The organism is Dactylosporangium sp. NPDC050588 (assembly GCF_040654975.1).
GTDB classification, from domain to species: Bacteria; Actinomycetota; Actinomycetes; order Mycobacteriales; family Micromonosporaceae; genus Dactylosporangium; species Dactylosporangium maewongense.
Map to the genome: position 1 here is coordinate 12,929 of NZ_JBFAJA010000017.1, position 25,941 is coordinate 38,869.

Consider the following 25,941-nt stretch of genomic DNA (forward strand, 5'->3'; position numbering starts at 1 on the left):
CGGTCAACACATTCGCAGGAAGCGGTCCAGGACGCGGGTGCCGAAGAGGAGCCCGTCGACCGGGACACGCTCGTCGATGCCGTGGAAGAGGGCGGTGAAGTCGAGGTCCGGCGGCAGGCGGAGCGGGGCGAAGCCGAGGTTGCGGATGCCGAGGCGCTGGAAGGACTTCGCGTCGGTGCCGGCCGACAGCATGTACGGCAGCAGGCGCGCGTCAGGATCCTCGGCCACCAGCGCGGCGGTCATCGCGTCGACCAGCGTGCCGTCGAACGTGGTCTGCACGGGTGGCATGCTCTTCCACTCGCGGCTGACACCGGGGCCGACGACGGCGTCGACCTCGCTCAGGAACGCCTCCTCGCGGCCCGGCAGCATCCGGCAGTCGAAGATGGCGGACGCGGTCGACGGGACCACGTTGTCCTTGTAGCCGGCGGTGAACATGGTCACGTTCGCGGTGTCCCGCAGCGACGCGCCGATCATGCGGGCGACGGACCCGAGCCGGCCGAGCACCGCCGCCGGGTCATCCTCGGAGAAGGGGACGCCGGTCAGCTCGCTCACCCCGGCGAGGAAGTCGCGCACCGGCGGGGTCAGCACCAGCGGGAACTCGTGCGCGTCGAGCCGGGCGACCGCGGCGGCGAGCCGGGAGACGGCGTTGTCGGTGTGCAGCAGCGAGCCGTGCCCGGGGGTGCCTCGGGTGGAGAGCCTGAGCCAGCCGACGCCCTTCTCCGCGGTTTCGACGAGGTACGCGCGGACCCCGTCGGCCACGGTGAGGGAGAAGCCGCCGACCTCGCTGACCGCCTCCGTCACCCCGTCGAACAGGTCGGGGCGGTGGGTGACGAGCCAGCCGGCGCCGTGCACCCCGCCGGCCTCCTCGTCGGCGAGGTACGCGAAGACGATGTCCCGCGGCGGGACCACCCCGTCGCGGCGGAACCGGCGGGCGACGGCGAGGCTCATCGCCGCCAGGTGCTTCATGTCGACGGCGCCGCGGCCCCACACGTACCCGCCGGACACCTCGCCGGAGAACGGGTGCACCGACCACTCGGAGGCGTCCGCCGGCACCACGTCGAGGTGGCTGTGCACCATGAGCGCGCCACGGGACGGGTCGCCGCCGGGCAGGCGGGCGAAGACGTTGCCGCGGCCCGGCGCGCCCGACTCGACGTACGTCGTCTCGTAGCCCACGTCCTCGAGCCGCTCCGCCACGTACTCGGCGGCGAGCCGCTCACCGCCGGTGCCGTCCGGCGACCCGGTGTTGGTGGTGTCGAACCGGATCAGCTCACTCGCCAGGGCAACAACCTCGTCCACCCGCAGGACGGTAGCGCTTCGGCAGCCCGGCGGACGACCTGAGGGTTTCCCGCGAACACGACCCGCCGGTCGGACGCAGGTCGGTCAGACCGTGTCGGGTGAGCGGGCGGAACGCGACTCCCGCCGGTGACAGGACCGCTCCGGGGCGGTGATCGTGGACTCGACCGCCGAAGCGATTGGAGCGCGCACCTTGGTGACTCGCAGACGAACCATGCTGGCCCTGACGGCCGGCGCGCTGGCCCTGCCGGTCGCGCTGACGGCCGGCGCCGCCGCGACGCCGGCCGCCGCGTCCGGGGGCTGGTCCAGCTCCTGGGCCTCGACGGCCGACACCAGCGCCCCGGCGACCACCCTCGCCCAGGTGCGCACCATCATCGGCGCCGACACCGGCGCGGCCGCGGCGCTGACCGGCAAGGGCGTCGGCGTCGCGCTCATCGACACCGGCGTCGCGCCCGTGCCGGGCCTGCCGGCGGCGCAGGTCGTCAACGGCCCCGACCTGTCGTTCGAGTCGCAGGCGGCGAACCTGCGCTACCTCGACACCTACGGGCACGGCACCCACATGGCCGGCATCATCGTCGGCGACGACACCGCGTCGGGGACGAAGGGCCTCGCGCCGCAGGCGAAGCTCACCTCGATCAAGATCGGCACGGCCCGGGGCGCGGTCGACGTGACCCAGATGATCGCCGCCGTCGACTGGGTCGTGAAGCACCGCAACGACGACCCGGCCAATCCGATCCGCGTCATCAACCTGTCCTACGGCTCCGGCGGCAACCCGCCGAACTGGACCGACCCGCTGCAGTTCGCGGTGGAGAAGGCGTGGCAGGCGGGCATCGTGGTCGTCGCCGCCGCCGGCAACAACGGCAACGGCACCACCAAGCTCACCAACCCCGCCATGGACGAGTGGGTCCTCGCCGTCGGGGCGACCACGACGAACGGTACCGACGCGACCAAGGACGACACGCTCGCCACGTTCACGAACCTGTCCACCGGCGGCAACCAGGTCGACCTGCTGGCGCCGGGCACCTCGATCGCGTCGCTGCGCGACCCCGGCTCCAACATCGACAACACCTACCCGTCCGCGCGCGTCGGCACCACCCTGTTCAAGGGCAGCGGCACCTCGCAGGCGACCGCGGTCGTCTCCGCGGCGGCGGCCCTCGTGCTGCAGTCCAAGCCGTCCGCCACCCCCGACCAGGTGAAGGAGTGGCTGATCAAGGGCGGCACCTTCCTGCCGACCGGCAAGGCCGGCACCATGGGCCTGCTGGAGCTCAACGTCAACGGCGCGCTCGCCCGCACCGGCACCGCCGTCGCGAAGCCGACGTGGAACACGTCCAGCGGCAACGGCACGTTCGAGCTGTCCCGCGGCACCAGCCACGTCGTCCTCGACAACACCCCGCTGTCCGGCGAACGCTCCGTCTGGGGCGCCCTGGCCGCACCGCAGTGGGCCGCGAAGGCCGCCACCCAGTCCTCCTGGTCCGGCGGCACGTGGATGGGCTTCAAGATCGCCGGCGACGGCTGGACCGGCACGTCGTGGGCGTCGAAGACGTGGGCCCCGGCGACCTGGGCCGTGACCCCGTGGGCGACCGGCGCGACGTGGACCGATCCCGCGTGGACCGGCCGCACGTGGTCGGGCCGCACCTGGTCCGCGGGCACCTGGTCGGGTCGCACCTGGTCCAGCGACGACTGGTCGGCGACCAGCTGGTCCTAGCCTGGTGTGATCCAGGTCACCATCGCGGAGCCAACCTCCAGTGGCGTGGTGCGTCTATCGCTGCGAAAGCCGTACCTCGTCCACTGGAGTTCCGCGATGCGTCTGAAGGTTCGTTCCGCTGTCTACGTCGTGTGCGCGGCCGCCGTCGCCACGATCGGCGCCGTGTCCGCCGTCGCGTTCGCCGATGACGGCCCGCCACCGGTGACGCCGTCGCCGGTCCCGTCTTCCGTGGCGCCTTCGGCCGTGCCGTCGCCCGTACCGCAGTCATCGTGGTCGGTCGCGCCGTCACCCGTACCGCGGTCATCGTCGTCGGTCGCGCCGTCGCCCGTACCGCAGTCATCGTGGTCGGTCGTGCCGTCGACCGTACCGCGGCCGTCATCCTCGGTCGTGCCGTCGCCCGTACCGTCGCCCGTGCCGCGGTCGTCGTCGGTCGTGCCGTCGCCGGTGCCGCTCCGGTGACCCCGGCCCGCCCCCGCGGTATCGTCGCGTGCCCGTCCCCTGACCTGCGAGCACCATGACGCTCACGTTCCGCCTGCCCTGGCCGCTGCTGCGCGTGCTGCGCTCGATGCTGTCCGGCACGGCCACCTCCCGGGGCACCCCGCACCGGGACGGCCCGCCGGCGATCAACGAGCTGTACCACGCGCGGCGGCTCAGCCTGGTGCGGCTGGCCGTCCTGATGGTCGACGACCTGCCCACCGCCGAGGACGTCGTGCAGGACGTGTTCGCCGCGCTGTACCAGCGGCACGGGGCGGACCTGCGCGCGATCGCCGACCCGCACGCGTACCTCACCGCGGGGGTGATGAACGCGTCACGGTCGGTCCTGCGCCGGCGCCGCAGCGCCCGTGCCTACGTGCCTCCACCGGCGTCACCAGCGCCGGCCGCCGAGGACGAGGCCCTGCTGCCGGAGGAGGACCAGGAGGTGCTCGCCGCCCTGGCGCGACTGACCGTCCGGCAACGCCAGGTGGTGGTCCTGCGGTACTGGTCGGAGCTGTCCGAGCGGGAGATCGCCGAGGCCCTGCACGTGTCCCGCGGCACCGTGAAGTCGACCGCGAACCGTGCCTTGACGATCCTGCGCGACGCCCTGTCGGAGGCCCGACCATGAACGCCGACCTCGAACAGCGCCTGCGCTCCGCACTCGCCGCGCAGGCGACCCGGGTCACCCCGGACCGGCTGCGACCGGCACTCCCCCCGACCGCACTGCCGGCGCGCAGCCCGGCGCCCATGCTCCTGCGACGCGCGGCCTGGGCCGCCGCAGCGCTGCTGCTGGTGGCCGTCGCGGTCATCACGCTGCGCCCGACCGGCCCGGCACCGCAGCACCCGACCGTGGTGCCGCCATCGCCGTCCGGTTCGTCCAACCCGCCGTCGCCTTTACCGTCGCCGTCGACGTCGACCCCGCCGTCGCCGACGCCTTCACGATCGCTTTCGCTGCCGCAGTCGTCTTCACTTTCACTGTCACTTTCGCCGAGCCCCGCCGCGCTGTCCGGGGACAGCGTCGCACCGTCCAAGGGTCACGTGGTCGCGTCGCCGGACACCCGTTCGTCAGCGCCGTAGCGGGCCGGATCAGTCGCGTCGGATGGTGGTGTACTGGCTGAGCACGGTCGCTCCCGCGCACACCCAGAACACCACCTCCCACCGCTGGAACAGCGCCACCATCGCCGCCACGAACAGCAGCCCCGGCGCCAGCTCTCCCGCGCGACCACCCCACCGTCCCATCCCGCTGAATCCTACCGACATGGTAGGCGTTACGTCTATGGCTGCGCTGTTCCGCCGGTGTACTCGCGGACGCGCTCCTCGCAGTCGTCGAGGGCCTCGTCGAGGAACTCCGCCGCGCCGGCCCCGGCGGCGCCAATGAGCCCGGCCAGGTAGTCGCCGCGCGCGTACGAGTGGGTCGTCTCCTCCCACAGGAACCGCAACGTCGGCACGGCCTCCGCGACCCCGAGCCGCCCGAGCCCGCGCGCGGACGTCTCGGCACCACACCACTCCCGCCGCCCGGCCATCGCGGCCAGATTTGCAGGGCTCGGGCTTCAGCGCGCTGTCGGGGTGCACACGCTGTCGCGGCGCGGGCCGATGCGGCCGACCGCGCTAACGGCGACGGAGCAGGTCACCCAGCCCGCCATCACCAGCCTCGCGCGGCGGCTGGCCGGTCAGGACAACCAGGACACGCTGGGAAGCGCCATGAACCTGCCGACCTACGCCGCACCTTCCGCGGGCAGCCTCGGCAGCGGCCAGTCGCCCGGGGTGAAGTCACACCAGGTGCCGTCGAACGGAAAGCTCCCCGCCTCGACCGCCGCGGCGACCCGGTCGCCCTCCGCGCGGATCGCCGCGGCCTGGTCGGCGCTCCAGAAGCCGGGCCGGCCGATGCAGTCGGTGAACTCGTCCTCGTCCTTCCACCGCCAGCGCCGGTCCGGGGCGACGTCGATGTCGAGGTGGTGGTCGACGACGTCGATCCCGCCGTCGCGGCGGACCGCCGGGGACTCCAGGTTGACGTACCAGCCGGCGAACTCACCGCCGGCGAAGAACCACCACACCGAGTGCGCGGCGCCGGGCGGGTGCAGCAACAGGACGTCGTAGCCGCGCCACGTCCGGGTCGCGAGCGGCGCCGCGCCGCAGGCCTCCACGGTCGGTGCGGCCCGCAGCGGCCGCCCGTCCGCGTCGACCCGGCACGCGAACTCGGCGCCCACGGGTAGCCACAGCAGCAGGCCACGGTCGTCGGCGGCGACGAGCCTGGTCGCCTTCGCCCACACCAGGTGAGGTCCGCGGAAGTACCGTCGGACGAAGTCAGCCATCGGCCGATCCTAGAATGTCTGGTATGGCACGGGTACTGGTGACAGGGTCGACGGACGGGATCGGGCTGGAGACGGCGGAGCAGCTGCTGCGGCTCGGGCATGACGTGGTGCTGCACGCGCGCAGCGCGGAGCGGGCCGCGGCGGCCGGGCTGCCGGGTGTGCCGGTGGTCGTCGGGGACCTCGCGTCGCTGGCGGAGACGAAGGCGCTCGGGCGGGACGCCGGGCAGTTCGACGTGGTCGTGCACAACGCGGGCATCGGCGGGCAGGACGAGCGGCGCACCACCGGCGACGGGCTGGAGCGGACGTTCCAGGTGAACGTGCTCGCGCCGTACGTGCTGACCGCGCTCATGCCCAAACCGGCGCGGCTGGTCTACCTCACCTCGGGCCTGGAGTCGGTCGGGGTCGCCGACCTCGACGACCTGCAGTACGAGCGCAAGCCCTGGCACGGCATGCAGGCATACAGCGACTCGAAGCTGCACGACGTGGCGCTCGCGTTCGCCGTCGCGCGGCGGTGGCCGCAGGTGCGCAGCAACGCCGTCGACCCGGGCTGGATCCGCACGAAGCTCGGCGGCCCCAGTGCCACCGACGGCCTGCCGGAGGGCGCCGAGACCCAGGTCTGGCTGGCGACCTCCGACGACCCGGCGGCGACGGTCACCGCCCGCTACTTCAAGCGCCGCACCGACCTGAAGGCCAACCCCGCCGCGTATGACCGCTCCGTCCAGGACGGTCTCCTCGCCGCCTGCGCCTCGCTGTCGGGCGTCCAGCTCCCCGAGTGACCCGGAGAGTGACCCCGGATGACCGCGAAACCCGACCTCGACTCGCTGCCGAAGATCGGCGCGCCGGCAACCCGGGCGCTGCACGACGCCGGCTACACGTCGCTGCGTGACGTGGCCGGTGTCCCCCGTGTGCGGCTGGCCGGGTTGCACGGCGTCGGACCGAAGGCCCTGCGGCTCCTGCAGGAGGCCCTGCAGGAGCACGGGCTCAGCCTCGGCTGAGCGGCGTCACCAGGTGATGGTGGTGCCGTCGCGGTAGCCGACGCGGCGTGGGGCCACCTGGGACGGGCGCTCGACGAGGACGCAGACGTCGTCGCCGGGCCACCACCAGCCGGCGGCGCGGGCCAGGGCGGCCCACTCGTCGAGCTGCGCGTCGTCGTGCGGGCGGAACCTGGCGAGGCCCAGCTTGCGGATCGTGTCGTAGAAGCCGATCCAGGTCGCGTCCTGCTGGCCGTACCAGCAGACCGGCACCGTCCTGTGTGGACTCAGGGCGGACCGGACCGGCCAGGTGAGGCCGGCGGCGAGGGGCTCGTGCAGCGACCGTTGCAGGACCTCCAGCAGCGGGACCCCGGCCTGCAGGGCCTGTCGCGGCGGGAGGACCGGCCACGGCTTCTTCACCGCGGCGGCGAGCAGTTCGGTGTGCTCGACGGCGTCGTCGAGCGCGCCGCGCAGGCGGGCCAGGCCGGCGGCGATGTCGCCGGCCACCGGTGGTGTCCCTTGTGGACGCCGGTCGCGGACCCAGGACTGCAGGACCTCGTGCGTCGGCAGGCCGGCGAGCAGGGGCAGCGCCTGCCGTGGCGAGGCGACCCAGCGGAACACCGGCACGCGCCGGTGCTGCCGGCGGTAGAGGCCGGCGATGAGGTGTTCGGTCGTCGCCCGGTCGGCCGGGCCGGTGGACCTGCCCGCTTCGAGCCACTCGTCGCGGATCGGCTCCGCGCGATGCCACAGCTCGAGGACCCGGGTTTCACGGGCGGCGGACTGGCGGAGGGTGGGGGCAGCGGCGGCACGCCGCGCCGTGGCGGTCAACGCGCGAGGGCGGACGCGCCCTTCCGGTGAGTGCGGATCATGTCGACCATTCTGCAGGTGTACGGGCAGCGCCCGCAACCCCGTTCACAGCTTGATGAGTCCGGCACCGGTCGGGGTGAAGCCGCACGACTTCAGGTAGAAGCCGCTCAGGTGGTCCTCGAAGTCGACGTGGAGCCACTCGCAGCCGCCGGCGCGCGCACCCTCGACGGCCGCCGCGACGAGGCCCGTGCCGAGGCCGCGACGCCGGCCGGCGGACGAGACGACGGTGTCGAGCACGAACGCGTGGGACGCGCCGTCCCAGGCGACGTTGACGAACCCGACCAGCCGGCCTTCGGCGCGGGCGCAGACCCAGCCGAGGCTGTGCCGGTTGACCCGGGCCCACCACGCGCTGCCGGTCGGCGGATGCCCGAAACCTTCCGCGTGCAGTGCCTCGACCTCAGCGTCGGTGAACGCGCCGCGCCATGTGTACGTCACGGGCCGCACTCTACCCATATATGCTGCGTCAATGTCGTTCCGCCAGGGCACAGGACGGCTGTGTCTGGACTTCGTCCACACGCTGCGCGACCGTGGCAGCGGCACGCCGGTCGAGGACCTCCCCGACGGTCCGGCGCTCGCGGCGTGGGTCCGGCAGTTCGGCCCGGTCGCGCCGCCGGCCGGCAGCAGCGTGCCCGCGGCGATCGTCGCCGGCGCGTGGCGCCTCCGCGAGGCCGTCCACGCGCTGGTCGTGGCCGGCGCGACCGCGGCGCCCGCGCAGGTGCGCGACGCGGTCAACGACGCCGCGGCCCGGTCGGTGCCGGTGCCGTTCCTCGACGCCGGTGGCGCGCCGCGCTGGCAGGCCGCCGACCCGGTCACCGCGACCCTGGCGCTGGTCGCCCGCGACGCCCTGGACCTGGTCACGTCGCCCGCCGCCGCGCGGGTGCGGGCGTGCGTCGACCCGTCGTGCGCGGCGCTGTTCCTGGACGCGTCCCACACGGGCACCCGCCGCTGGTGCTCGGCCGACCCGTGCGGCAACCGCGCCCGCAAGCGCCTGGCCCGCGGCCCGTCGAGCCCGGCACCGGTCAACGGCACACCGCCGCACGCGACCGGTCTCGCTGCCCGAGCGGCACGAGCTGCACCAGCCACACGAGCTACATCACGGCGCGGCGGGTGAACTCCTGCACGGTGCCGTCGAAGAGCACGTCGGACACCTGGGTCAGCAGGACCCGGACGGTGCCGGTCGCCGGGCTGTTGCTCCACGACGTGCCGTAGCCGCCGTCCCAGCCGTACGTGCCGTCGGCGTGGACGGCCATGCCGAAGCCCCAGCCGTGCCCGCCGAGCAGCATCCCGCCGCCCTCGATCTGGGCCGGCGTCAGGCGGTTCACCGTCATCGCCCGCAGCCCCGGGCCGCCGCGCAGCAGGTGCCGGCCGAACGCCACCACGTCGTCCACAGTGGATGCCAGCCCGGCGGCGCCGTCGGGGAACGCCGGCTCGCGGGTCCATGCCTCCGCGGTCGCCACGTCCGTCTGCCGGACGCCCTGGAAGTACACCGCCGGCAGCTCGGCGGCCCGCTCCGGCGGCAGCGAGAAGCCGGTGGAGGTCATGCCGAGCGGTTCGAACAGCCGCTCCCGCAGCGCGTCGCCGAGCGGCATCCCGGCCGCCCGCGCGACCAGCACTCCCAGGATGTGGCCGCTGGAGTTGTACGCCCAGCGCTCCCCCGGCTGGAACAGCAGCGGCAGCGAGGCGAACCGGCGCATCCACTCGTCGACGTCGTGCGGGGTCCTCGGGTCGGGCCGGACGATCGCCAGGTCCAGCGCGTCGGCGGCCCGGACGGCCGGCACCGGCGGGTTGATCGGCGGGTCGGCAGCCGGGTCGAGCAGCAGCCCGTGCCCCATGCGGTAGGTGAGCACGTCCTCGACGGTGATCGCCCGCCGGGCCGGCACCGTGTCGTCGACGTCGCCGTCGGGGCGGCGCAGCACCCGCGGGCCGGCGAGCTCCGGCAGCAGCCGGTCGACGGGCTCGTCGAGGGCGAGCAGCCCGTCCTCGACCAGCGTCATCGCGGCCGCGGCGACCATCGGCTTCGTCACCGACGTCAGCCGGACCGGCGTGTCGCGGCGCATCGGCACCGCGTCGGGCCCGGTCGACGTCGAGCCGAGCACCTCGACCCGGACCGGCCCGTCGGCGCCGGCGACCGCGGCCACCAGGCCGGGCACCGCGCCACGGTCGACCAGTCCCGCCATGCTCCCGTGCAGCTCGTCCATGACCTCACCTTATGGTGTTCCCCGTGGAGACGTCCCTGACCGCAGCTGTCGACGCGTTGCGCCGGTCCGGCCTGGAGCCGGTGGTCCGCCAGGCGCCGCGCCAGTGGTCGGCGAGTCCGGTGGAGCCGGGCGCCTGGGTGCGGATGCCGGGCGAGGAGGCCTACGCGGTCGTGACCGTCGCCGACATCCGGCCCGGCGAGCGCGTCGGCGACTGGGAGCAGGTGGACGCCCTGCCGGACCCGGCGGCCGTGCTCGGGTTCACCGCCGCGTTCTACGAGCGCCGCCAGGGCGACGCGCAGCCGCTGGAGCACGGCGACCCGCTCGCGGTGCCGTCCGGCCAGTTCCACTCGGTGTTCCCCGAGGACGTCGTCGCCGCCGTCGAGGAGTGGGCGCAGTGGGAGGCGACCTGGGCCGTCGTCCCCGCCCTCGAGCCCGAGGGCCGCCGCCGGGCCCGGCTGCAGCGGCTGGCGACGTCGAAGCTCACCAGCGACCGGATCCCCGTCGACGTGGCGCTCGACCCCGCGCTGCTGTCGGTGCTGTCGGAGCGGCAGCTGGAGGACCTCGACGAGACCGTCGCCGGGCTGTTCCTGCCCGGGATCCGGTGGTGGTTCCCGCGCGACCGGACCGGTGGCCGGCTCGCCGGTCGCGTCCAGGTGCTGCTGCGGGAGATCGTGCCGCCGGCGAAACCGGCGGGTAAGGGCATCTGGCTCGCGGTCGGCGTCGTCCCCGGCGGTGGCCTGCGGGCGGGCCTCACGCGGGTGGCGGGCGCGGCGGCACCTCACCGCTGGGACCGGATGCCGCAGTACTGGCAGTCCCCCGCCACCGGCGTCGGCGAGCTGTGGGGCGACGCGGACGACGCCGGCGCGGTCGTCGACGCGCTGCTGGCCGGGCACGCCATGGACGCCCTGGACATGTGCGGCGTCACCACCGACCGGGCCACCGCGCGCGTGCTGCGGGGGCTGCCGGAGAGCTTCCGGCTGCGGGAGTGGACCGACAAGTGGACCACCAACGCGACCGCCCTCATGGCCAACGCGGCCCCCTGGCGCTGGGCGGGGTCGGTCGTCGACGGGCAGCGCCCGCGGCGCCTGGAGACGCTCGGCGGGTTCGGCGCCAGCCGCCGCCCGGGCCTGTTCCTGGGCTCGGCGGGCGGGGCCGCGCACCTGACGTTCGCGCAGAGCGGCAGCCCGCTCGTGGCGCCGCGGGTGGAGTGGGAGCGCGACCTGGACTTCGACCTGGTCAGGCTCGGCCTCGTCACCCCCGGCCAGATCCCGCTGCGACGCTAGCCGCCTTTTCGGGGCCTTTCCGGGACGTTGCGGGACTTTTCGGCGTCATTCCGGTGGCGGTACGCTGCGGGGCATGACGCTGCACGAGGTCGTGCCCGGGGTGCACGCGTGGGTCCAGCCTGACGGCACGTGGTGGCTCAACAACGCGGGCGTCGTCGCCGGCGGTGACCAGGTCCTGCTGGTCGACACGTGCGCGACCGAGACCCGCACCAGGCGCTTCCTCGCCGCCGTGCACGAAGCGACCGGCGGCGGCACGGTCCGCCTCGCCGTCAACACGCACCTGCACGGCGACCACACGTATGGCAACAGCCTGCTGCCCGCCGCCACCGTCATCGTCGGCCACGAGCACATGCGCGAGGGGCTGCGCGTCGACCCGGTCATCGACGGCTGCCCGCCGCTGTGGCAGCCCGTCCCTGACTGGGGCGCCGTCACCCGCAGGCTCCCCGACATCACCGTGCAGGACCGGCTCACCGTCCACATCGGACAGCGCCGGGTCGACGTCGTGCACCCCGGCGGGCCCGCGCACACGACCGGCGACCTCGTCGCGTGGCTGCCCGAGGAGCGGGTCCTCTTCGCCGGCGACCTCGTCTTCAACGGTCTCACCCCGCTGGTGTTCATGGGCTCCGTCACCGGCGCGATCGCGGCCCTGGACTGGCTCGCCGCGTTCGGGCCCGACCATCTCGTCCCGGGCCACGGGCCGCTGCTCACCGCCGCCGACATCGACCCCGTGTTCGACCGGATCCGCCGGTACCTGCGACTCGTCCTCGACACCGCCGACGCGGGCCTGCGGGCCGGGCTGACCCCGCTGGAGGCCGCCCGCGCCTGCGACCTCGGCGAGTTCGCGGGCTGGGCCGACGCGGAGCGGATCGTGCCCAACCTGCACCGCGCGTATGCGGACAGCCGCGGCACCGACGTCGATCCGGTCGCCGCCCTCACCGACGCCGTCGCCTGGCTCGGCGGCCCCATGGCGACCAGCGTCTGAGCCCGTCCGCGGGTAGGCTCCATGCGATGACAGACTGGATCTTCGCCGTCATCGACCAGCTGGGGCCTGTCGGGGTCGGGCTGCTCATCGCCCTGGAGACCCTCGTCCCGCCGATCCCGTCGGAGCTGATCCTGCCCCTCGCGGGCTTCCGGGCGCGGGCCGGCGCCATGCACCCGGTGCTCGTCTGGCTGTGCGCGACCGCCGGGGCCGTCGCCGGGTCGCTGCTGCTCTACTGGCTCGGTGCCCGCCTCGGGTATGAGCGGCTGCACCGGCTCGCGGGGCGCCGCTGGTTCCTGCTCGCCGGGCAGCGCGACCTGGAGCGCGGCCGGCGGCTCTTCCAGCGGCACGGCTCCTGGTTCGTGGCCCTGTCGCGGTGCGTGCCGGTGCTGCGCAGCCTCGTGTCGATCCCGGCGGGGATCGAGCGGATGCGGCTGCCGAAGTTCGTGCTGCTGACCACCGCCGGCTCGGGCGTGTGGAACGCGCTGTTCATCGGCGCCGGCTGGATGCTCGCCGAGCGCTGGCACCAGGTCGACCGCTTCAGCGCCCCGGCCGGCACCGCCGTCGGCGTCCTGCTCGCCGCCGGCGCGGTGACCCTCGCCGTCCGCAAGCTCCGCGCGACCTGACGCCCTCGTCGTCGCGGGAATTTCGCCGGTACGGGCGGCGCTTGCACCTGATGGGTCCTGAGCGAACGGGAGTGACCAGTGGCGGGCAGCATCGTGGCGTGCGCGGCGTGCGGCAAACGGAACCGGGTCCCGGCGGCGGCGTCGGGCAGACCCGCCTGCGGCAGCTGCGGCGCGAAGCTGCCATGGATCGTCGACGCGGGCGACGACACGTTCGCCGAGGTCGCCGAGCGCTCGTCGACCCCCGTCCTCGTCGACCTGTGGGCCACCTGGTGCGGCCCGTGCCGCGCGGTGAGCCCCGCCCTGGAGCAGGTCGCCACCGAGCTCGCCGGCACGGTCAAGCTCGTGAAGGTCGACATCGACAAGGCCCCCGGCCTGTCCCGCCGCTTCGACGTCCGCGCCGTCCCCACCCTGATGATCGTCAAGGACGGCAAGGTCGTCGCCCGCCAGTCCGGCGCCGCCAACGCCACCGTCCTGCGCCGCTGGGTCGAGCAGTCCCTGGCCTGAGGCCTGCCGGCAACCGGACGGCAGGGTCCGGTCAGCCCTTGACGGTGAGGAGGGGGCGCAGCTCGGCGACCGGGGTGGCCACGCCCGCGGTCTCCAGGGTGCGGACGACCGGGCCGACCTCCTTGTACGCCCAGGGTGCCTCCTGTTTGAGGTCGCGGCGCCAGGCGTCGAGGATGTCGCGGCGGCCGGCGAGGGCGGGGTCGCGGTGGTTCAGCGGGGTCACCACGCGGAACTCGTCCAGGAACGCGTCGAGCTCGGCGTCGCTGCCGCGGGAGGCGGAGCCACGCGGGACGCTGCGGCCGGCGCCGTGGCAGGCGCTCTGCAGGGCGCGCGGGTTGCCGAGGCCGCGCAGCAGGTGGCTGGGGGCGCCCATCGAGCCCGGCACGATGACCGGCTCGCCCCACGGGGTCGTGTCGCCGGGGCCCGCGGCGGGGGTGGCGCCCTTGCGGTGCACGACGGTGCCGTCGGGCGAGGGCCACAGGAGGTTGTGCGGCGACTCGTACACCAGCCGCGAATCGACCTGTCCGGCGACGGCGGCGAGTCCGGCACGCATCATCAGGGCCAGGAAGAAGCGGTTGCCGATGGCGAAGTTGGCCGCGTTGGCGAACGCCGTCAGGTACTTCCCGATGCGGGCGGAGCCCTCGTCGGTCAGCTGCATGGGCAGGATGCGGTTACGGGGCATCGGCACGCCCCGCGGCCACAGGGCGCGGGCCTGGTCCTGGCCGGTGGAGTTGGCCTGGTGGCCGAGCGAGAGCGACCCCGTGTGCACCATGAGCACCACCCGTCCCGGGGCGAGGCCCCAGGCGTAGGCGGCCGCGCCGTCGTGGATCTCCGAGACGTACTGCAGCTCGGCGAAGTGGTTGCCGCCGCCGACGCTGCCGATGATGCTGTCGTAGCTGGTGCCGCCGCCGCTGGTGATCCAGTCGTCGAAGCCGGCGGCGGACGCGACCGGGTGGCCGGCGGCGTGCAGGTTGTCCGGGGCGAGGTCGTCGGGGCGGACCTGCGCCCAGGCGCCCTCCGCGCCGGACGGGACACCGGCGGACAGCAGGCCCGGAAGGCCGTCGCGGAGCAGGCCCTCGCGGTGCGCGGGGGTGAGGCCGATGCGCCGGCCGCCCTCGAAGAACAGGTGCCGCAGGTGCTGCTCGAGGCGGTCCAGGTGCGGCCGGACCCGGTCGACGGTCAGTGACGTGGCTTCGACCCGCATGCCGCAGTTGATGTCGTTGCCGACCGCCTGCGGGATGAGGGCCCCGGTCGTCTGCAGGACCGTGCCGATCGGGATCCCGGCGCCCTTGTGGAAGTCGGGGGTGCACACGACCCGGTCCAGCCGGGCGCCCATGGCGTCAAGCGTGGCCGCCGTCTCCACGACGGTGAGCAGCTCGTCGACCGCGGCGGACTCGATCGGCACGTCGGGCGCGGCGCAGATCTCCACGGGCACGCCGTGCGGGTTGGGCAGGGTCAGCCAGGAGTCGTCGGTGCGGGCGAGGCGCGGATCGGGCCGCTTGGTGGTCGACATGGTCCGCCCAGGGTAGGAAGGCGCCCCGCCCGCCGTACAACGAATTACCCGTCGAAGTCGGCCTGCTTGACGGCGAACACGTTGCGGTGCCCGACCTGCTCCTGCAGCGACCACAGCAGATCCGCCTCGGTCGCGTCCTCCCAGTAGCTGATGCTCTCGCCGCCGCTGACCCACGCGTACGTGTGTGAGCCCGCCGACGGCGTCCAGTAGTACAGCTGCTTGGCGCCGGACGAGTTGAACCACCAGCGGTTGTTGTGCGAGGCGACGCCGTTCAGCTTGTACCAGGGAAGCTGCAGCGCCTGGCTGGCCGTGGTGCTCGCGGCGAACGTGGTGGCGCCGGCGGCGAACGGGAAGCGCACCGCCCGCGGGGGCCGGTTGGGGTAGTCGGCGCAGCCGGAGGCGCACGTGTACTCGGTCATGACGATCGACCGGCTGACCCGGTCCAGCGAGATGGACGACCAGGCCAGGTTCGTGCCCGACGTGGTCGCCGCGGTGATCGTGCCGATCTGGGGCAGCACGTACGCGTAGTTGTGCGCGTAGTAGGTGGTCGCGTTCTGCCGGCCGATCTGCGCGGCGGTCCCGCCGGTGTTCGTCTTCAGGATCTTGCGCATGTCGAAGACCCGCATGCCGCGGCCGGTGTCGGCGACGTACAGGTAGTCGCCGAACCACGAGACGCCGCCGGCGTGGATCTTGATGTCCTTGAAGTCGGGGGCGGCCGTCGTGCCGGTCGGCTCGACCAGCAGGACCTTGCGGTACTTGTTGGGATACGTGGCGTCCCAGTCGACGAGCGTGATCCGGCTGCGCGAGGACGCCCCGTCGCAACCGTCCTTGGTGTACCAGCTGACCAGGATCAGCTGGTGGCCGTCGTAGTTGCCGCTGTTGGCGGTGCCGATGGCGTCCCGGCTGGTGGTGATGCCCTGCGGGTAGTTGGTGCAGTCGTTGTCGTCGCCGGAGTCGAACGAGAAGCCGGTCTCGTAGCTGATCCCGAGCGAGTCGGTGATCCCGGTCCGGTCGTGGTTGGCGTTGTCCATGACGGTGTGCACGGCCGCGGTGCCCAGCGTGGACACCAGGGCCGAGTTCACCGCGTCGAACTGGTGGTAGTTCGCCGACAGCGTGAACTGGCCGGCGGGCAGCGTGGCCGGCGCCGCCGCGGCGGACGCGCTGGTGGTGGCGGTGACCAGCGTCGCGGCGACGGTGACTCCGGCGGCGACGACAGCGAGGACTCTCATAGACGCGTAACGATAGCCGATTGCCGGAGTTGCGCCGTCCCGATCGAGGACGGGTGCGATCGGTTTCGGATGACGGGTGCGATCGGTTTCGGATCAGGAACGCACGGGCATCACTGAAGCAGAGCCGAGGCGGAGCGGGAGCAGGGCCGAGGCACACAGGAAGCAACGAGTTCAGGAGGAGCAATGACCGTCACTGGGATCATCACCGCGCTGATCGTCGGTCTGATCGTGGGTGCGCTCGGGCGGCTCGTGGTCCCGGGCCGGCAGCACATGTCGATCCTGCTGACCATGGTCGTCGGTGTCGTCGCCGCGCTGCTGGGCACGGTCCTGGCGAACGCGATCGGCATCGCGACCGACACCCCCGGCGTCGACTGGGGCGAGCTCGTCGTGCAGGTGCTGCTCGCCGCCGTCGGTGTGGCGCTCGTGGCCGGCTTCGCCGGTCGGGGCCGCCGGGCTCTCTGAGCAGACGTCCAGCGCTGACTTCAACGGCGCCCGGCCACCGTGCCGGGCGCCGTTGCCGTATGGTCGCGGCCATGTCGAGCCTGCGGATCGGACCGGTCACCGACGACGCCACGCTCGAGGACTGGAGGCTGGTGCACAACGCGGTCGTGCCGGACGCCGCGATGTCCACCGACGAGGCGCGCGAACGGGTCGGCAGGTATCTGCTGGAGGTCGCCTACGACGGTGACGTGCTGGTCGGCTGCACCACGGTCCGGCCGCCCGAGGCCGGCGGCGGGGCGTCCACGGTGATCGTCCGGGTGCTGCCGCAGTGGCGCGGCCGCGGGCTGGGTGCGGCACTGTACGAGCGGGCGATGCGCCAGGCCGCTGACCAGGCCGTCGACCAGGCCGCCCCCGCGGTCGAGACGGTGGTCTGGGCGGCGAACACCGCCGGTGTCCGGTTCGCCGAGGCGCGCGGCTTCGTCGAGGTGGACCGCTACGAGCCCGAGCCGGGCGCCGTGCCGTACCTCACGCTGCGCCGGCAGACCGCCTGAGCCGTCGCTGACTACTGGATCACGAACGTGGTGTAGTACACGTCCATGATCTCCTTCTCCTTCTTGACCGTGTAGGCCTTGACGACCAGCGCCTTGAGCTGCGTCTTGTACTTCTCCCGGCCGTCGTTGGTCAGCAGCTCCTTGGAGTCCATGTTGCTGAACAGCGAGATCGCGGCGTCCAGCGCCTTGCTGCCGTCCGGGGCCTCGGCCGCCTTGTCGGTCGCCTGCAGCGTCATCTTCAGCTTCAGGTAGTGCCCGTCGGCGAGGTTGATCGTGATCGCGTCCAGCGGCACGACGACCCCGGCCACGAGGACCTCGGCCTCCGCCTTCTTCGGCGCGAACATGAAGTACCCACCGGCGCCACCACCGGCGAGCGCGACCAGGACGATCGCGAGGATCATGATGAGCTTCTTCTTGCCGCCCTTCTTGGGGGCTTCCTCCGTCGCCGCCTTGTCCTTCTCGTCCTTCGCCATGAAGCTCCCCCTCGTGCCTGTACGACCTCCGACGCTTCCTGACATCGGACCGATCGCCCGACAGGTGAGTTGCAGCCAGGTGCGGAGCGGTAGCGCCACGAGCGCACCACCGCGACGCCGGTGCGTGCCGTGGCCGCTGGGACGCCTGTGACGGGGGCGCCGGCAACCGGCCCGGCGGGGCGGCACCGACGTACACGGTGTGCGACGGGACGGTCGCGCGCGTGGAACACTGCGATCTTCGGGGGTCGACGTTGGAGGCAGCGGTGGACACGATGGCCAGCACACACTTGCCGGGGACCGCGGGTGAGCACCTGCTGCAGTCCCGGTTCGGGACCGTCGAGCGGGCGGAGCGGTTCTACCAGCAGCAGGTGCTACCGGAGCTGAACGCCGACATGGTGGACTTCGTCGGCCGGCAGGAGATGATGTTCGTCGCGACGGCGAGCGCGCTCGGGCACTGCGACTGCACGTTCCGCGCCGGTCCGCCGGGGTTCGTGCAGGTGCTCGGGCCGGGGCGGGTCGCGTGGCCGGAGTACCGCGGCAACGGCGTGATGGCGAGCCTCGGCAACATCGTGGAGAACCCCCACGTCGGCCTCGTCTTCGTCGACTTCCTGCGCGACGTGATCGGCCTGCACATCAACGGGCGCGCCACGATCGTGCCCGACGCCGAGATGCGCCGGGCGTTCCCCGGCCTGCCGAGCGACACCGTGCCGGGGCGCCGGGCCGAGCGGTGGGTCAACCTGCACGTCGACGAGGCGTACATCCACTGCGCGAAACACATCCCGCGGCTGCGCAAGGTCACCGCCGAGGAGCGCGCGTGGGGCACCGACGACGCGCGCCGCAAGGGCGGCGACTTCTTCCACGTGGCGGCCGAACGCGCCGGCGCCGACCGCGGCGCCTGATCACCCCGCCCGCTCGTTCAGCTGTACGGCGTCACGGCAGCCACCAGGTCAGTAATGGTCAAGCTGGCAATCTGTCCACGCCGCCTTAGGATCGGCGGATGAGCAACCCGAGCCTGACGCAGGTCGAAGCCGAGCAAAGGGCCGCGCTGCTGGCCGTCGAGCACTACGCGATCGACATCGATCTCACCGAGCTGCCGTCGGGGCCGCGGGTCCGGTGCGTGTCGCAGGTGCGGTTCACCTGCCGCGAGCCGGGCTCGCAGAGCTTCGTCGACTGCGCCGCGGAGGTCGTCAGCGCCGAGCTCAACGGTGTCCCGCTGCCACCCGCCGAGGGCGGCCGGATCCCGTTGCCCAGCCTCGGGGCGACCAACCACCTGCGGGTCGAGACCGTACAGGCGGAGACCAAGGACGGCGAGGGCGTGCACAAGGCGGTCGACCCCGCCGACGGCGAGATCTACGTGTGGACGTCGTTCGAGCCCGACGAGGCGCACTTCGTGTGGGCGTGCTTCGACCAGCCGGACCTGAAGGCGCCGCACCAGTTCACGGTGCTCGCGCCACCACAGTGGACGGTCGTGAGCAACAGCGGCGACCCGGTCGTCACCACCGCCGGTGCCGCGCGCCGGTGGCAGTTCCCCGCGACGCCGCCGCTGTCGGTGTACAACACGGTCGTCAACGCCGGACCGTTCCACGAGGTGCGCCGCGACGTCGACGGGCACGACCTCGGGCTGCTCACCCGCCGGTCCCTCGCGGCCGTGCTCGACCGCGACGCCGACGAGCTCTTCGCGCTGACCCGGCAGGGGCTCGCCTTCTACGGCGAGGTGTTCCGGATGCCGTTCCCGCAGCGCCGGTACGACCAGGTCTTCGTCCCCGAGTTCGGCGGCGCGATGGAGAACTACGGCTGCGTCACCTGGTCCGACTCGTTCATGTACCGGTCGGCGCCCACCCCGGCGGAGCGGGAGCTGCGCGCGAAGGTCCTGTTGCACGAGATGGCGCACATGTGGTTCGGCAACATCGTCACGATGCGCTGGTGGGACGACCTGTGGCTCAACGAGGCGTTCGCCGAGTTCGCCTGCAACTGGGCGGCGGAGCGGGCGACCGAGTTCACCGACGCGTGGGCCGGCCACCTCGCCGAGGGCAAGCTCCTGGCGTACCTCGCCGACCAGGGCCCGGCGACGCACCCGATCCGCCAGCCGATCCACGACGTCGCGCAGGCGATGTCCATCTTCGACGCCATCACCTACCCGAAGGGCGCGTCGGTGCTGCACCAGCTGATGCGCTACGTCGGCGAGGCGGACTTCGAGGCCGGCATGGCCACCTACTTCGCGCGGTACGCCTGGAGCAACACCACCCTGCAGGACCTCATCGACACGCTCGGCGCGGCGAGCGGCCGGGACCTGAACGCGTGGCGGACCGGCTGGCTGGAGACCGCCGGCACCGACCGGATCACGCTGCGCCACACCGGCGACGGCTTCGTCCTGGACGCCCGCGGCCCCGACGGCCCTCCGCGCCCGCAGGTCCTGGCGGTCGGCGCGTACCGCAGCGACGGCGGCGAACGGCTGGAGCGGACCGCCCTCGTCCAGGTCGAGATCGCCGGCCCCACGACCCCCGTCGACCTGCCCTCCGGCGCCGACCTGTACCTGGTCAACGACGAGGACCTGACCTTCGCCACGACCCGCCCCTCCCCCTTCCCGGCCGCGACGGCGCTGCCGAGCGCCATCTCCCGCGGGGTCGCCGTCGCCACCGTCTGGGACATGCTGCTCACCGGCGAGGCGTCCGCGGCGGAGGCGGTGCGCTGCCTCACCGGCGTGCTGCTCGCCGAGACGTCGGGGTCGGTCATCGAGCCGTACCTGACGCTCGCCGCCGACGTCGCCGAGCGGTGGTCGCCGGACGCCGACCGCCCGGAGCTGATCGAGTCCGTCGCCGCGACCTGCCGCAAGCTCGCCGAGCACCCCGACCAGGCGCAGGTGGCGCTGCGCACCCTCGCCCGCACCGCCGCCGACCTCGACGAGGTCGCGTGGCTGCGCTCCCGGGCCGGCGACGACGTCGACCTGCGGTGGCGCGCCCTCGCCCGGGCGGCCGAGCTGGGCGGCACCGTCGACGCCGACATCGACACGCTGCTCGGCGTGGACCCCGACCCCGACGCCTGGGTCTGGGCCACCGTGGTCCGGGCGGCGTCGCCCGACCCGGCGGTGAAGGAGTCCGTCTGGCAGGCCGTGGTCGTCGACCGCTCAGTACCGATCAACGAGGTCAAGACCGTCATGGCGGCCTTCTGGCGCCCGGGCCAGGACGCGACGCTCGCCCCGTTCGCCGCCAGGTACCTGGAGCTCGCGCCGCAACTGCACCGCGGCGGGATGACCCCGGCGATGGTGTTCGCGAACCGGCTCTTCCCGCTGCACGGCGTCGACGAGCCCTACCTGCGCCGCGCCGAGACCGTCACCGCCGACGCGGCACCGGTGGTCGCCAAGTACATGACCGAACGCATCGACGTCGTCCGCCGCATGCTCCACACCCGCACCACCTGACCCACCACCCTCCCGACCCCCCACTGACGTGGCAAGCCACCCTCCACCCCCGAGACGCCCCCTGCCCCGGATAAATCCAGGCGCAAGCGCCCGGATTTATCCGACATTTCGTATATGTCCAACCGACTCTCGTCACCTGGCGGCCGGACCATGATCGAAGGACGGATCTGGTCGCCCGGACAACCGGATCCATCCTTCGATCTTCGAAGAAGTTCGGCACTCAGCGACGGGGCGGTCCACGCGACAGCGATGGTGACGATCTCGTGGAGGGCGGCGTCATAGGTGCTTGCCGCCGCCGCGGTTGAGATGGTGACGAGTGGTGCGGCTGAAGCCGGCGGGGAGTGGGGTGATCCTGGCGAACGCGGCTTCGCCGGCGATGCGACCGTGGGACCAGGCGGCAAGCAAGGGCAACAACGGGACCAACGCCGGGCAGGTCAAGCAGACCAACGACGACCAGATCCGCCATTCGATCTTCGCAGAAGTTCGGCACTCAGCGGCGGGGCGGTCCACGCGACAGCGGTGGTGACGATGCCGTCGAGGGCGGCGTTGAAGGTGCCGACGCCGCGGTGATCCCGGCGAACGCGGCTTCGCTGGCGATGCGACCGTGGGACCAGGCGGCGAGCAAGGGCGACAACGGGACCAACGCCGGGCAGGTCAAGCAGACCAACGACGACCAGATCCGCCATTCGATCTTCGAAGGAGTCCGGCACTCAGCGGTCCTTGCGGCGGACCGTCACGCCGCCCCAGAAGGCGAAGCCTGTGACGACGATGCGGGGGGCGCCGTGGCGGCCTGCGGTGGCGGCGCCGTGGTCGAAGCCGCCCATCACGCCCATGCCGGTGACCTCGACTGCGGCGTCGTCGGGGACGATGACGTCGACGCCGCCCATGACGGCGAACGCGCGGATCTTCAGGTCGCCGTACAGGAAGCGGGCGTCGCGCAGGTCGAGGGTGCCGCCGCCCCAGAATGCCAGGCAGGTGAAGAGGCGCGGCGGGATCCAGGCGCCGCGGCGGTGGAAGCCGCTCATGACCGCGACCGCGCCGCTGCGCTCGGCCACGTCGCCGGGGCGCGGCGGATGGACGCCGTCCAGGTTGACCTTGGCCGATGAGTGGGCCGGCAGGTCGGCGAGGAGCGGCTCCAGGTCGGCGTACGTGCGGGAGGCGTACACGGTGCGCAGCCGCTCGTCGAGCTCGTCCAGGTCCAGCCGGCCCTCGGCGGCGCTGGTGCGCAGGACCTCGGCGACCTGCTCCCGGTCGGCGTCGGACGCGCGGAGCTGCCGGTGGTCCACCCGCTCGGGAAGCTCGCTCATGCCGCCAGCGGAGACGCTGCCGCGCTAATCGGGTTGCCGCCGCCGGTACCGTCGACATTGGACACAGACCGGAGGGGAGCGTCATGCCGCACGCCGAGCTGCTCGACCGCGGGCACCCCTTCCGGCAGTGGAAGTCGTGGGCGATCCTCGGCGCGGGCATCACCATGAGCGGCTACTCCCGCTCCAACGACAAGACGTTCTTCCTGCTGCCGGAGCTGAAGGCGGGCGTCGACTGCGGGCTCGTCGAGGGCTGGCAGCCGGACATGGTCTTCCTGACCCACACGCACATGGACCACAGCAAGGACCTCGACTACGTCGCGGTCAAGGAGACCGGCGTCGACATCTACCTGCCGGCGGCCGCGGTCCCCTACGCGGAGGGCTACATCCGCGCGACGAGCGAGCTGAACCACAACGCCGCCTACGACCCGTCGCTCGCCCCGGCGGCGCGGCTGCACGGCGTCCGCGGCGGCGACGAGTTCAGCATCGGCAAGCGCGGCGCGCACCGGGTCAGGGTCGTCGACTGCGAGCACAAGGTGCCGTGCGTCGGCTTCGCGATCTCGTCGGTGAAGCGGGCGGTCAAGCCCGAGTTCGAGGCGTTGAAGGCCGATGGCCGGCTCCTCGCCGCGAAGCGCCGCGAGGGCGTCGAGATCGACCACGAGGTGGTGACGCCGCTGGTCGCGTTCCTCGGCGACACCCGGCCCGACGTCTTCACCCGGTCGCCGTGGCTGCTGGACTACCCGGTCGTCGTCACCGAGTGCACGTTCCTCGGCGACGACCAGCTGGAGCGGGCCCGCCGCATCGGCCACACCGTGTGGAGCGAGCTGCGCCCGGTCGTCGAGGCCAACCCGGCGACCACGTTCGTGCTGACCCACTTCAGCCTGCGCCACACCGACCCGGAGATCGTCGCGTTCTTCGACAAGCAGGGCCTTCCCAACGTGCTCGCGTGGGCGCACCCGGCCGGCCGGCTGCCGGAGTCGTACCAGTAACTCCGGCAGCCGGCCGGGGTGGTCAGTTGTTGAAGAAGTCGTACACCTCGGCCGGGGCCTCGACGACGGCCTTACCGGTGGGCTTGGCCAGCACCGTGGCGGTGTACCCGGTCACCGTCAGCTTGAGCTGGTGCGCCTTCTTGTCACCGGCCGCGGGGACGTCGATGAGCAGCTCCTTGAGCTGACCCTCGGCGTCGACGGTCGCGGTGAACGGCACGGTGGCCGCCTTGTCGCCGAGGGCCTTGACGACGTCCTCGTCGGTCATCGGGGAGTCGTCGCCCTTGGCGAGGTCGAGGGTGCCGGTGAACTTGCCGGGGCCGTCGGCCTTCACCGACTGGGCGCTCTTGAGCAGCTCCTTGACGTCGAGCATGTCGCTCTCGTCGGAGGAGAAGCCCAGGCTTCCGTTGTCCTTGACCTTGGTGCGGTCGACGTGCATCCACGTCTTGCCGTCGAGGTTCTTGATGCCCATGACCTTGGCCAGCTCACCCAGGTCCATCTTCACGTAGGCGTCCGGCTCGACGAGCAGGAACTCCATCGTGAACTTCGCCTCGGGGTCGGTGGCGTTCATCTTGATGTAGGCCTGCTTCTTCGACGCGTCGATCGCGGCCTGTCCGCCGCCGTCGAGCCCGGTGAAGTCGATCGAATACACGCCCTTGTCGTACTGCGACAGCGAGGTCAGCAGCACGTCCTTCGGCTCGGGCGCCTTGGAGGTGGCCGGCGCGCCGGCCGTGCCGCTGTCCGTGCTGGTGCCACAGGCGCTCGCCCCGACCATGACAGAGGCCGCGACGATCAGCGCCGCGGCCCGTTTCCATGCAAGCTTCATTGAGTTCTTCCTCGGAGGGGATTGAGACGGCAGATCGTACCTGTCGCCTCAGATCCAGCCGCGCCCGCGGGCGATGCGGGCCGCCTCGTGGCGGTTGGCGGCGCCGGTCTTGGTGACGGCCGAGGAGAGGTAGTTGCGGACGGTCCCCGGGGAGAGCGCGGCGCGGCGGGCGATCTCGTCGACGGGCGCGCCGTCGCCGGCCAGCCGCAGCACGTCGGCCTCGCGGGCGGTGAGGGGGCTGTCGCCGGCGCTGATGGCCTCGGCGGCGAGCTGCGGGTCGACGTACCGGCCGCCGGCGTGCACGGTGCGGACCACCGTGGCGAGGACCTCGGCGGCGACGGTCTTGGCGAGGAAGCCGCGCACGCCGCCGGTGAGGGCGCGTTTCAGGTGGCCGGGCAGGCCGTGGCTGGTGACGATCATCGTGCGGCAGGTGGGCACCTCGGCGTGCAGGGTGGTGGCGACCGTCACGCCGTCGAGGTCGGGGAGCTGGAGGTCCAGGACGGCGACGTCCGGGTGCAGGGCCCGGGCGAGGCTCAGCGCCTCGGCGCCGGTGGCCGCCTGCGCGACGACCTCCATGTCGTCCTCGAGGCTGAGCAGCGCCGCGATCGCGCCCCGGATCAGGTGCTCGTCGTCGGCCAGCAGCACCCGGATCACGCGGCCACCGCCGGAGCGACCAGCAGGAGTGGCAACGCCACGCTGCCACCGGCCAGAGCGGCCGGCAGCAGCGGCAACGCAACACGGCCACCGGCCAGAGCGGCCGGCAGCAGCGGCAGCACGACCAGCGGCCGGATCACGCGGCCACCGCCGGGGCGGGCGTCAGCAGCGGCAGCGAGACGAGCAGCTGGAAGCCGTCCGGTGGGGTGCGGACCGCGGTCACCGTGCCGCCGAGGGCCGTGATCCGCTCCGTCAGCCCGATCAGCCCGCCGCCGAACACGATCTTGCCGGAGGCGGGGACGCCGTTGTTCGTCATCGTGAGCGTCACGGCGTCGGCGCCGGTGCGCAGGGTGACGACGCAGGTGCGGGCCTCGCTGTGGCGCAGGAGGTTGGTGGTGCCCTCGCGGACCACCCACCCGAGCGTGCCCTGCAGCTCCGCCGGGAGGGCGCCGCCGTCGCCGATGACGCGGCACTCGATGCCGGCGGAGGCGAGCAGCGCCCGGGCACCGGCCAGCTCCACGTCGAGGTCCGCGGCACGGTACCCGCCGACGACGGCGCGCAGCTCGGTGAGCGAGTCCTGGGCGATGCGCCGCACCTCCAGCATCTCCGCCACCGCCTCCTCGCGGCCCCGGCGGGCGAGCTGCGCGGCCAGTTCGGACTTCAGCGCCACGACGGACAGCGTGCGGCCGACCACGTCGTGCAGGTCGCGGGCGAACCGCAGGCGCTCCTCGGCGACGGCGAGCCCGGCCTGCACGTGCCGGGCGCGGTCCAGCTCGCGGACCACGCCGAGCATCCACAGCGACACCCGGTACGCGCCGATGATCGGGACGAGCAGGGCGCCGAGCGCGATCGCCGCCCCGGTGCTGCTGGTGACGGTGCTGAAGAGGCAGCTGCCGACCACGACGGCGAGCACGACCCGGGGCCGGACGGCGGCGCACAGCGCGGTCACGTACGTGACGACGAGCACGATGAGGATGGCGGTGGCGGGACCGTCCGGCCGGCCCGGGGTCGCGTGCGGGTAGGCGAGGAAGCCGAGCGCCAGGCCGGCGACGGTCAGCGCGCCGCCGGCGAGGATCAGGCCCGTCGGGCGGGGCCGCAGCCCCAGGTACGAGCCGATGCCCGCGTGCACGAGCAGCAGGCACACGACGGTGTGCACGACGAACCCCGCGACGACGACCCCGAGCGCGGTGCGGCTCACCTCCAGCTGGACCAGGAAGCCGATGAGCACCGGCGACAGCGTGAGCTGGCCGTAGAAGGAGCCCCGCACGTACCACTCCAGCCGCGTCGCCTGGCTGCGCCGCCGCCACCACCCGATCAAGACCCCGAACCCCCAT

Annotated in this window: 32 protein-coding genes; 17 read left to right on the top strand and 15 right to left on the bottom strand. The window is 73.0% G+C overall.

Going from position 1 to position 25,941, the window contains the following annotated elements:
• Positions 1-3 precede the first annotated feature (3 nt).
• A complete protein-coding gene (locus AB0I21_RS13755) occupies positions 4-1,302 on the bottom strand; it encodes a M20/M25/M40 family metallo-hydrolase (protein WP_360561250.1) in 1,299 nt (432 codons plus the stop codon).
• Positions 1,303-1,489: 187 nt separating this feature from the next.
• Here AB0I21_RS13755 and AB0I21_RS13760 point away from each other — a divergent pair, with 187 nt between their 5' ends.
• From AB0I21_RS13760 to AB0I21_RS13775, 4 genes are all read left to right on the top strand, one after another.
• The gene (locus tag AB0I21_RS13760; protein WP_360561037.1) at positions 1,490-2,998 is read left to right on the top strand and encodes a S8 family serine peptidase; all 1,509 of its coding nucleotides are present in this window, start codon (positions 1,490-1,492) and stop codon (positions 2,996-2,998) included.
• A 269-nt stretch (positions 2,999-3,267) separates the two neighbouring features.
• The gene (locus tag AB0I21_RS13765) at positions 3,268-3,516 is read left to right on the top strand and encodes a hypothetical protein (protein WP_360561039.1); all 249 of its coding nucleotides are present in this window, start codon (positions 3,268-3,270) and stop codon (positions 3,514-3,516) included.
• On the top strand, positions 3,513-4,100 hold the full coding sequence (locus AB0I21_RS13770; protein ID WP_360561041.1) for a sigma-70 family RNA polymerase sigma factor: 588 nt from the start codon (positions 3,513-3,515) through the stop codon (positions 4,098-4,100). Before AB0I21_RS13765 ends, AB0I21_RS13770 begins: the two co-directional genes overlap by 4 nt.
• Complete coding sequence (locus AB0I21_RS13775; protein ID WP_360561043.1) at positions 4,097-4,549, top strand: hypothetical protein; 453 nt, start codon at positions 4,097-4,099, stop codon at positions 4,547-4,549. Before AB0I21_RS13770 ends, AB0I21_RS13775 begins: the two co-directional genes overlap by 4 nt.
• Before the next feature lie 9 nt (positions 4,550-4,558).
• Here the strand turns inward: AB0I21_RS13775 and AB0I21_RS13780 are convergent, their stop codons facing one another.
• From AB0I21_RS13780 to AB0I21_RS13790, 3 genes are all read right to left on the bottom strand, one after another.
• Positions 4,559-4,711, bottom strand: a complete 153-nt coding sequence (locus AB0I21_RS13780) for a hypothetical protein (RefSeq protein ID WP_360561045.1) — start codon at positions 4,709-4,711, stop codon at positions 4,559-4,561.
• Between the two features lie 35 nt (positions 4,712-4,746).
• Entirely contained in the window at positions 4,747-4,995 is a 249-nt protein-coding gene (locus AB0I21_RS13785) for a hypothetical protein (protein ID WP_360561046.1), read from the bottom strand.
• A 192-nt stretch (positions 4,996-5,187) separates the two neighbouring features.
• Positions 5,188-5,784 (bottom strand): DUF402 domain-containing protein, encoded by a 597-nt coding sequence (locus AB0I21_RS13790; protein ID WP_360561048.1) that lies wholly within the window; start codon positions 5,782-5,784, stop codon positions 5,188-5,190.
• A gap of 23 nt (positions 5,785-5,807) precedes the next feature.
• On the opposite strand from AB0I21_RS13790, the gene AB0I21_RS13795 reads away from it, so the two are divergent.
• Both AB0I21_RS13795 and AB0I21_RS13800 read left to right on the top strand, forming a co-directional pair.
• Positions 5,808-6,560 (top strand): SDR family NAD(P)-dependent oxidoreductase, encoded by a 753-nt coding sequence (locus AB0I21_RS13795; protein WP_360561050.1) that lies wholly within the window; start codon positions 5,808-5,810, stop codon positions 6,558-6,560.
• A gap of 18 nt (positions 6,561-6,578) precedes the next feature.
• Positions 6,579-6,779 (top strand): helix-hairpin-helix domain-containing protein, encoded by a 201-nt coding sequence (locus AB0I21_RS13800; RefSeq protein WP_344499404.1) that lies wholly within the window; start codon positions 6,579-6,581, stop codon positions 6,777-6,779.
• Between the two features lie 6 nt (positions 6,780-6,785).
• On the opposite strand, the gene AB0I21_RS13805 is transcribed toward AB0I21_RS13800, so the two are convergent.
• Both AB0I21_RS13805 and AB0I21_RS13810 read right to left on the bottom strand, forming a co-directional pair.
• Positions 6,786-7,583 carry a DUF6745 domain-containing protein gene (locus AB0I21_RS13805; RefSeq protein WP_360561052.1) on the bottom strand — a complete coding sequence of 266 codons (798 nt, stop codon included), beginning with the start codon at positions 7,581-7,583 and terminating at the stop codon, positions 6,786-6,788.
• An 84-nt stretch (positions 7,584-7,667) separates the two neighbouring features.
• Positions 7,668-8,057 (bottom strand): GNAT family N-acetyltransferase, encoded by a 390-nt coding sequence (locus AB0I21_RS13810; RefSeq protein WP_360561054.1) that lies wholly within the window; start codon positions 8,055-8,057, stop codon positions 7,668-7,670.
• A gap of 31 nt (positions 8,058-8,088) precedes the next feature.
• On the opposite strand from AB0I21_RS13810, the gene AB0I21_RS13815 reads away from it, so the two are divergent.
• On the top strand, positions 8,089-8,733 hold the full coding sequence (locus AB0I21_RS13815) for an ABATE domain-containing protein (RefSeq protein ID WP_360561056.1): 645 nt from the start codon (positions 8,089-8,091) through the stop codon (positions 8,731-8,733).
• On the opposite strand, the gene AB0I21_RS13820 is transcribed toward AB0I21_RS13815, so the two are convergent.
• Positions 8,711-9,820, bottom strand: coding sequence for a serine hydrolase domain-containing protein (locus AB0I21_RS13820; protein WP_360561058.1), 1,110 nt, complete (start codon positions 9,818-9,820; stop codon positions 8,711-8,713). The two genes, AB0I21_RS13815 and AB0I21_RS13820, sit on opposite strands and share 23 nt — an antisense overlap.
• Positions 9,821-9,843: 23 nt before the next feature.
• On the opposite strand from AB0I21_RS13820, the gene AB0I21_RS13825 reads away from it, so the two are divergent.
• The 4 genes from AB0I21_RS13825 (at position 9,844) to trxA (ending at position 13,212) form a co-directional block, all read left to right on the top strand.
• Complete coding sequence (locus AB0I21_RS13825; protein WP_360561060.1) at positions 9,844-11,103, top strand: hypothetical protein; 1,260 nt, start codon at positions 9,844-9,846, stop codon at positions 11,101-11,103.
• A gap of 73 nt (positions 11,104-11,176) precedes the next feature.
• Positions 11,177-12,085, top strand: coding sequence for an MBL fold metallo-hydrolase (locus tag AB0I21_RS13830; RefSeq protein ID WP_360561062.1), 909 nt, complete (start codon positions 11,177-11,179; stop codon positions 12,083-12,085).
• A 26-nt stretch (positions 12,086-12,111) separates the two neighbouring features.
• A complete protein-coding gene (locus AB0I21_RS13835; RefSeq protein ID WP_360561064.1) occupies positions 12,112-12,708 on the top strand; it encodes a DedA family protein in 597 nt (198 codons plus the stop codon).
• A 78-nt stretch (positions 12,709-12,786) separates the two neighbouring features.
• Entirely contained in the window at positions 12,787-13,212 is a 426-nt protein-coding gene (trxA, locus tag AB0I21_RS13840) for a thioredoxin (RefSeq protein WP_344499388.1), read from the top strand.
• A gap of 31 nt (positions 13,213-13,243) precedes the next feature.
• On the opposite strand, the gene AB0I21_RS13845 is transcribed toward trxA, so the two are convergent.
• Complete coding sequence (locus AB0I21_RS13845; RefSeq protein WP_360561066.1) at positions 13,244-14,725, bottom strand: RtcB family protein; 1,482 nt, start codon at positions 14,723-14,725, stop codon at positions 13,244-13,246.
• A 44-nt stretch (positions 14,726-14,769) separates the two neighbouring features.
• Positions 14,770-15,954: a hypothetical protein gene (locus AB0I21_RS13850; protein ID WP_360561067.1), complete on the bottom strand. Its 1,185-nt coding sequence runs from the start codon at positions 15,952-15,954 to the stop codon at positions 14,770-14,772.
• Between the two features lie 183 nt (positions 15,955-16,137).
• Between AB0I21_RS13850 and AB0I21_RS13855 the strand changes: the two genes are divergently transcribed.
• Both AB0I21_RS13855 and AB0I21_RS13860 read left to right on the top strand, forming a co-directional pair.
• Entirely contained in the window at positions 16,138-16,416 is a 279-nt protein-coding gene (locus AB0I21_RS13855; RefSeq protein WP_360561068.1) for a GlsB/YeaQ/YmgE family stress response membrane protein, read from the top strand.
• Positions 16,417-16,487: 71 nt separating this feature from the next.
• The gene (locus tag AB0I21_RS13860) at positions 16,488-16,946 is read left to right on the top strand and encodes a GNAT family N-acetyltransferase (RefSeq protein WP_360561070.1); all 459 of its coding nucleotides are present in this window, start codon (positions 16,488-16,490) and stop codon (positions 16,944-16,946) included.
• A gap of 11 nt (positions 16,947-16,957) precedes the next feature.
• On the opposite strand, the gene AB0I21_RS13865 is transcribed toward AB0I21_RS13860, so the two are convergent.
• Positions 16,958-17,419, bottom strand: a complete 462-nt coding sequence (locus tag AB0I21_RS13865; RefSeq protein ID WP_360561072.1) for a flagellar basal body-associated FliL family protein — start codon at positions 17,417-17,419, stop codon at positions 16,958-16,960.
• Positions 17,420-17,691: 272 nt separating this feature from the next.
• On the opposite strand from AB0I21_RS13865, the gene AB0I21_RS13870 reads away from it, so the two are divergent.
• From AB0I21_RS13870 to AB0I21_RS13880, 3 genes are all read left to right on the top strand, one after another.
• On the top strand, positions 17,692-18,318 hold the full coding sequence (locus AB0I21_RS13870; protein ID WP_344499376.1) for a pyridoxamine 5'-phosphate oxidase family protein: 627 nt from the start codon (positions 17,692-17,694) through the stop codon (positions 18,316-18,318).
• A gap of 98 nt (positions 18,319-18,416) precedes the next feature.
• Positions 18,417-20,837, top strand: a complete 2,421-nt coding sequence (pepN, locus tag AB0I21_RS13875; protein WP_360561074.1) for an aminopeptidase N — start codon at positions 18,417-18,419, stop codon at positions 20,835-20,837.
• A 319-nt stretch (positions 20,838-21,156) separates the two neighbouring features.
• Complete coding sequence (locus AB0I21_RS13880; RefSeq protein WP_360561075.1) at positions 21,157-21,363, top strand: hypothetical protein; 207 nt, start codon at positions 21,157-21,159, stop codon at positions 21,361-21,363.
• Positions 21,364-21,547: 184 nt separating this feature from the next.
• Here AB0I21_RS13880 and AB0I21_RS13885 read toward each other — a convergent pair whose 3' ends face one another.
• Positions 21,548-22,144 carry a DUF1707 domain-containing protein gene (locus tag AB0I21_RS13885; RefSeq protein WP_360561077.1) on the bottom strand — a complete coding sequence of 199 codons (597 nt, stop codon included), beginning with the start codon at positions 22,142-22,144 and terminating at the stop codon, positions 21,548-21,550.
• An 83-nt stretch (positions 22,145-22,227) separates the two neighbouring features.
• Between AB0I21_RS13885 and AB0I21_RS13890 the strand changes: the two genes are divergently transcribed.
• Positions 22,228-23,130, top strand: a complete 903-nt coding sequence (locus tag AB0I21_RS13890) for an MBL fold metallo-hydrolase (RefSeq protein ID WP_360561079.1) — start codon at positions 22,228-22,230, stop codon at positions 23,128-23,130.
• A 22-nt stretch (positions 23,131-23,152) separates the two neighbouring features.
• Here AB0I21_RS13890 and AB0I21_RS13895 read toward each other — a convergent pair whose 3' ends face one another.
• Genes AB0I21_RS13895 through AB0I21_RS13910 form a run of 4 tightly spaced genes read right to left on the bottom strand, consistent with a single transcriptional unit; the run spans position 23,153 to position 25,925 of the window.
• Positions 23,153-23,953: a hypothetical protein gene (locus tag AB0I21_RS13895; protein ID WP_360561080.1), complete on the bottom strand. Its 801-nt coding sequence runs from the start codon at positions 23,951-23,953 to the stop codon at positions 23,153-23,155.
• Between the two features lie 48 nt (positions 23,954-24,001).
• Entirely contained in the window at positions 24,002-24,607 is a 606-nt protein-coding gene (locus tag AB0I21_RS13900; RefSeq protein ID WP_344499366.1) for a response regulator transcription factor, read from the bottom strand.
• Positions 24,604-24,747 carry a hypothetical protein gene (locus AB0I21_RS13905; protein ID WP_360561082.1) on the bottom strand — a complete coding sequence of 48 codons (144 nt, stop codon included), beginning with the start codon at positions 24,745-24,747 and terminating at the stop codon, positions 24,604-24,606. Before AB0I21_RS13905 ends, AB0I21_RS13900 begins: the two co-directional genes overlap by 4 nt.
• A complete protein-coding gene (locus AB0I21_RS13910) occupies positions 24,744-25,925 on the bottom strand; it encodes a histidine kinase (protein WP_360561084.1) in 1,182 nt (393 codons plus the stop codon). Before AB0I21_RS13910 ends, AB0I21_RS13905 begins: the two co-directional genes overlap by 4 nt.
• Positions 25,926-25,941: the final 16 nt, after the last annotated feature.

Bases quoted from the DNA above. Each gene is read 5' to 3' on its own strand.
- AB0I21_RS13770 (WP_360561041.1), top strand. From the start codon at position 3,513: ATGACGCTCACGTTCCGCCTGCCCTGGCCGCTGCTGCGCGTGCTGCGC.
- AB0I21_RS13775 (WP_360561043.1), top strand. From the start codon at position 4,097: ATGAACGCCGACCTCGAACAGCGCCTGCGCTCCGCACTCGCCGCGCAG.
- AB0I21_RS13780 (WP_360561045.1), bottom strand. From the start codon at position 4,711: ATGGGACGGTGGGGTGGTCGCGCGGGAGAGCTGGCGCCGGGGCTGCTG.
- AB0I21_RS13785 (WP_360561046.1), bottom strand. From the start codon at position 4,995: ATGGCCGGGCGGCGGGAGTGGTGTGGTGCCGAGACGTCCGCGCGCGGG.
- AB0I21_RS13790 (WP_360561048.1), bottom strand. From the start codon at position 5,784: ATGGCTGACTTCGTCCGACGGTACTTCCGCGGACCTCACCTGGTGTGG.
- AB0I21_RS13795 (WP_360561050.1), top strand. From the start codon at position 5,808: ATGGCACGGGTACTGGTGACAGGGTCGACGGACGGGATCGGGCTGGAG.
- AB0I21_RS13800 (WP_344499404.1), top strand. From the start codon at position 6,579: ATGACCGCGAAACCCGACCTCGACTCGCTGCCGAAGATCGGCGCGCCG.
- AB0I21_RS13815 (WP_360561056.1), top strand. From the start codon at position 8,089: ATGTCGTTCCGCCAGGGCACAGGACGGCTGTGTCTGGACTTCGTCCAC.
- AB0I21_RS13820 (WP_360561058.1), bottom strand. From the start codon at position 9,820: ATGGACGAGCTGCACGGGAGCATGGCGGGACTGGTCGACCGTGGCGCG.
- AB0I21_RS13830 (WP_360561062.1), top strand. From the start codon at position 11,177: ATGACGCTGCACGAGGTCGTGCCCGGGGTGCACGCGTGGGTCCAGCCT.
- AB0I21_RS13835 (WP_360561064.1), top strand. From the start codon at position 12,112: ATGACAGACTGGATCTTCGCCGTCATCGACCAGCTGGGGCCTGTCGGG.
- AB0I21_RS13845 (WP_360561066.1), bottom strand. From the start codon at position 14,725: ATGTCGACCACCAAGCGGCCCGATCCGCGCCTCGCCCGCACCGACGAC.
- AB0I21_RS13850 (WP_360561067.1), bottom strand. From the start codon at position 15,954: ATGAGAGTCCTCGCTGTCGTCGCCGCCGGAGTCACCGTCGCCGCGACG.
- AB0I21_RS13855 (WP_360561068.1), top strand. From the start codon at position 16,138: ATGACCGTCACTGGGATCATCACCGCGCTGATCGTCGGTCTGATCGTG.
- AB0I21_RS13860 (WP_360561070.1), top strand. From the start codon at position 16,488: ATGTCGAGCCTGCGGATCGGACCGGTCACCGACGACGCCACGCTCGAG.
- AB0I21_RS13865 (WP_360561072.1), bottom strand. From the start codon at position 17,419: ATGGCGAAGGACGAGAAGGACAAGGCGGCGACGGAGGAAGCCCCCAAG.
- AB0I21_RS13870 (WP_344499376.1), top strand. From the start codon at position 17,692: ATGGCCAGCACACACTTGCCGGGGACCGCGGGTGAGCACCTGCTGCAG.
- pepN (WP_360561074.1), top strand. From the start codon at position 18,417: ATGAGCAACCCGAGCCTGACGCAGGTCGAAGCCGAGCAAAGGGCCGCG.
- AB0I21_RS13885 (WP_360561077.1), bottom strand. From the start codon at position 22,144: ATGAGCGAGCTTCCCGAGCGGGTGGACCACCGGCAGCTCCGCGCGTCC.
- AB0I21_RS13890 (WP_360561079.1), top strand. From the start codon at position 22,228: ATGCCGCACGCCGAGCTGCTCGACCGCGGGCACCCCTTCCGGCAGTGG.
- AB0I21_RS13895 (WP_360561080.1), bottom strand. From the start codon at position 23,953: ATGAAGCTTGCATGGAAACGGGCCGCGGCGCTGATCGTCGCGGCCTCT.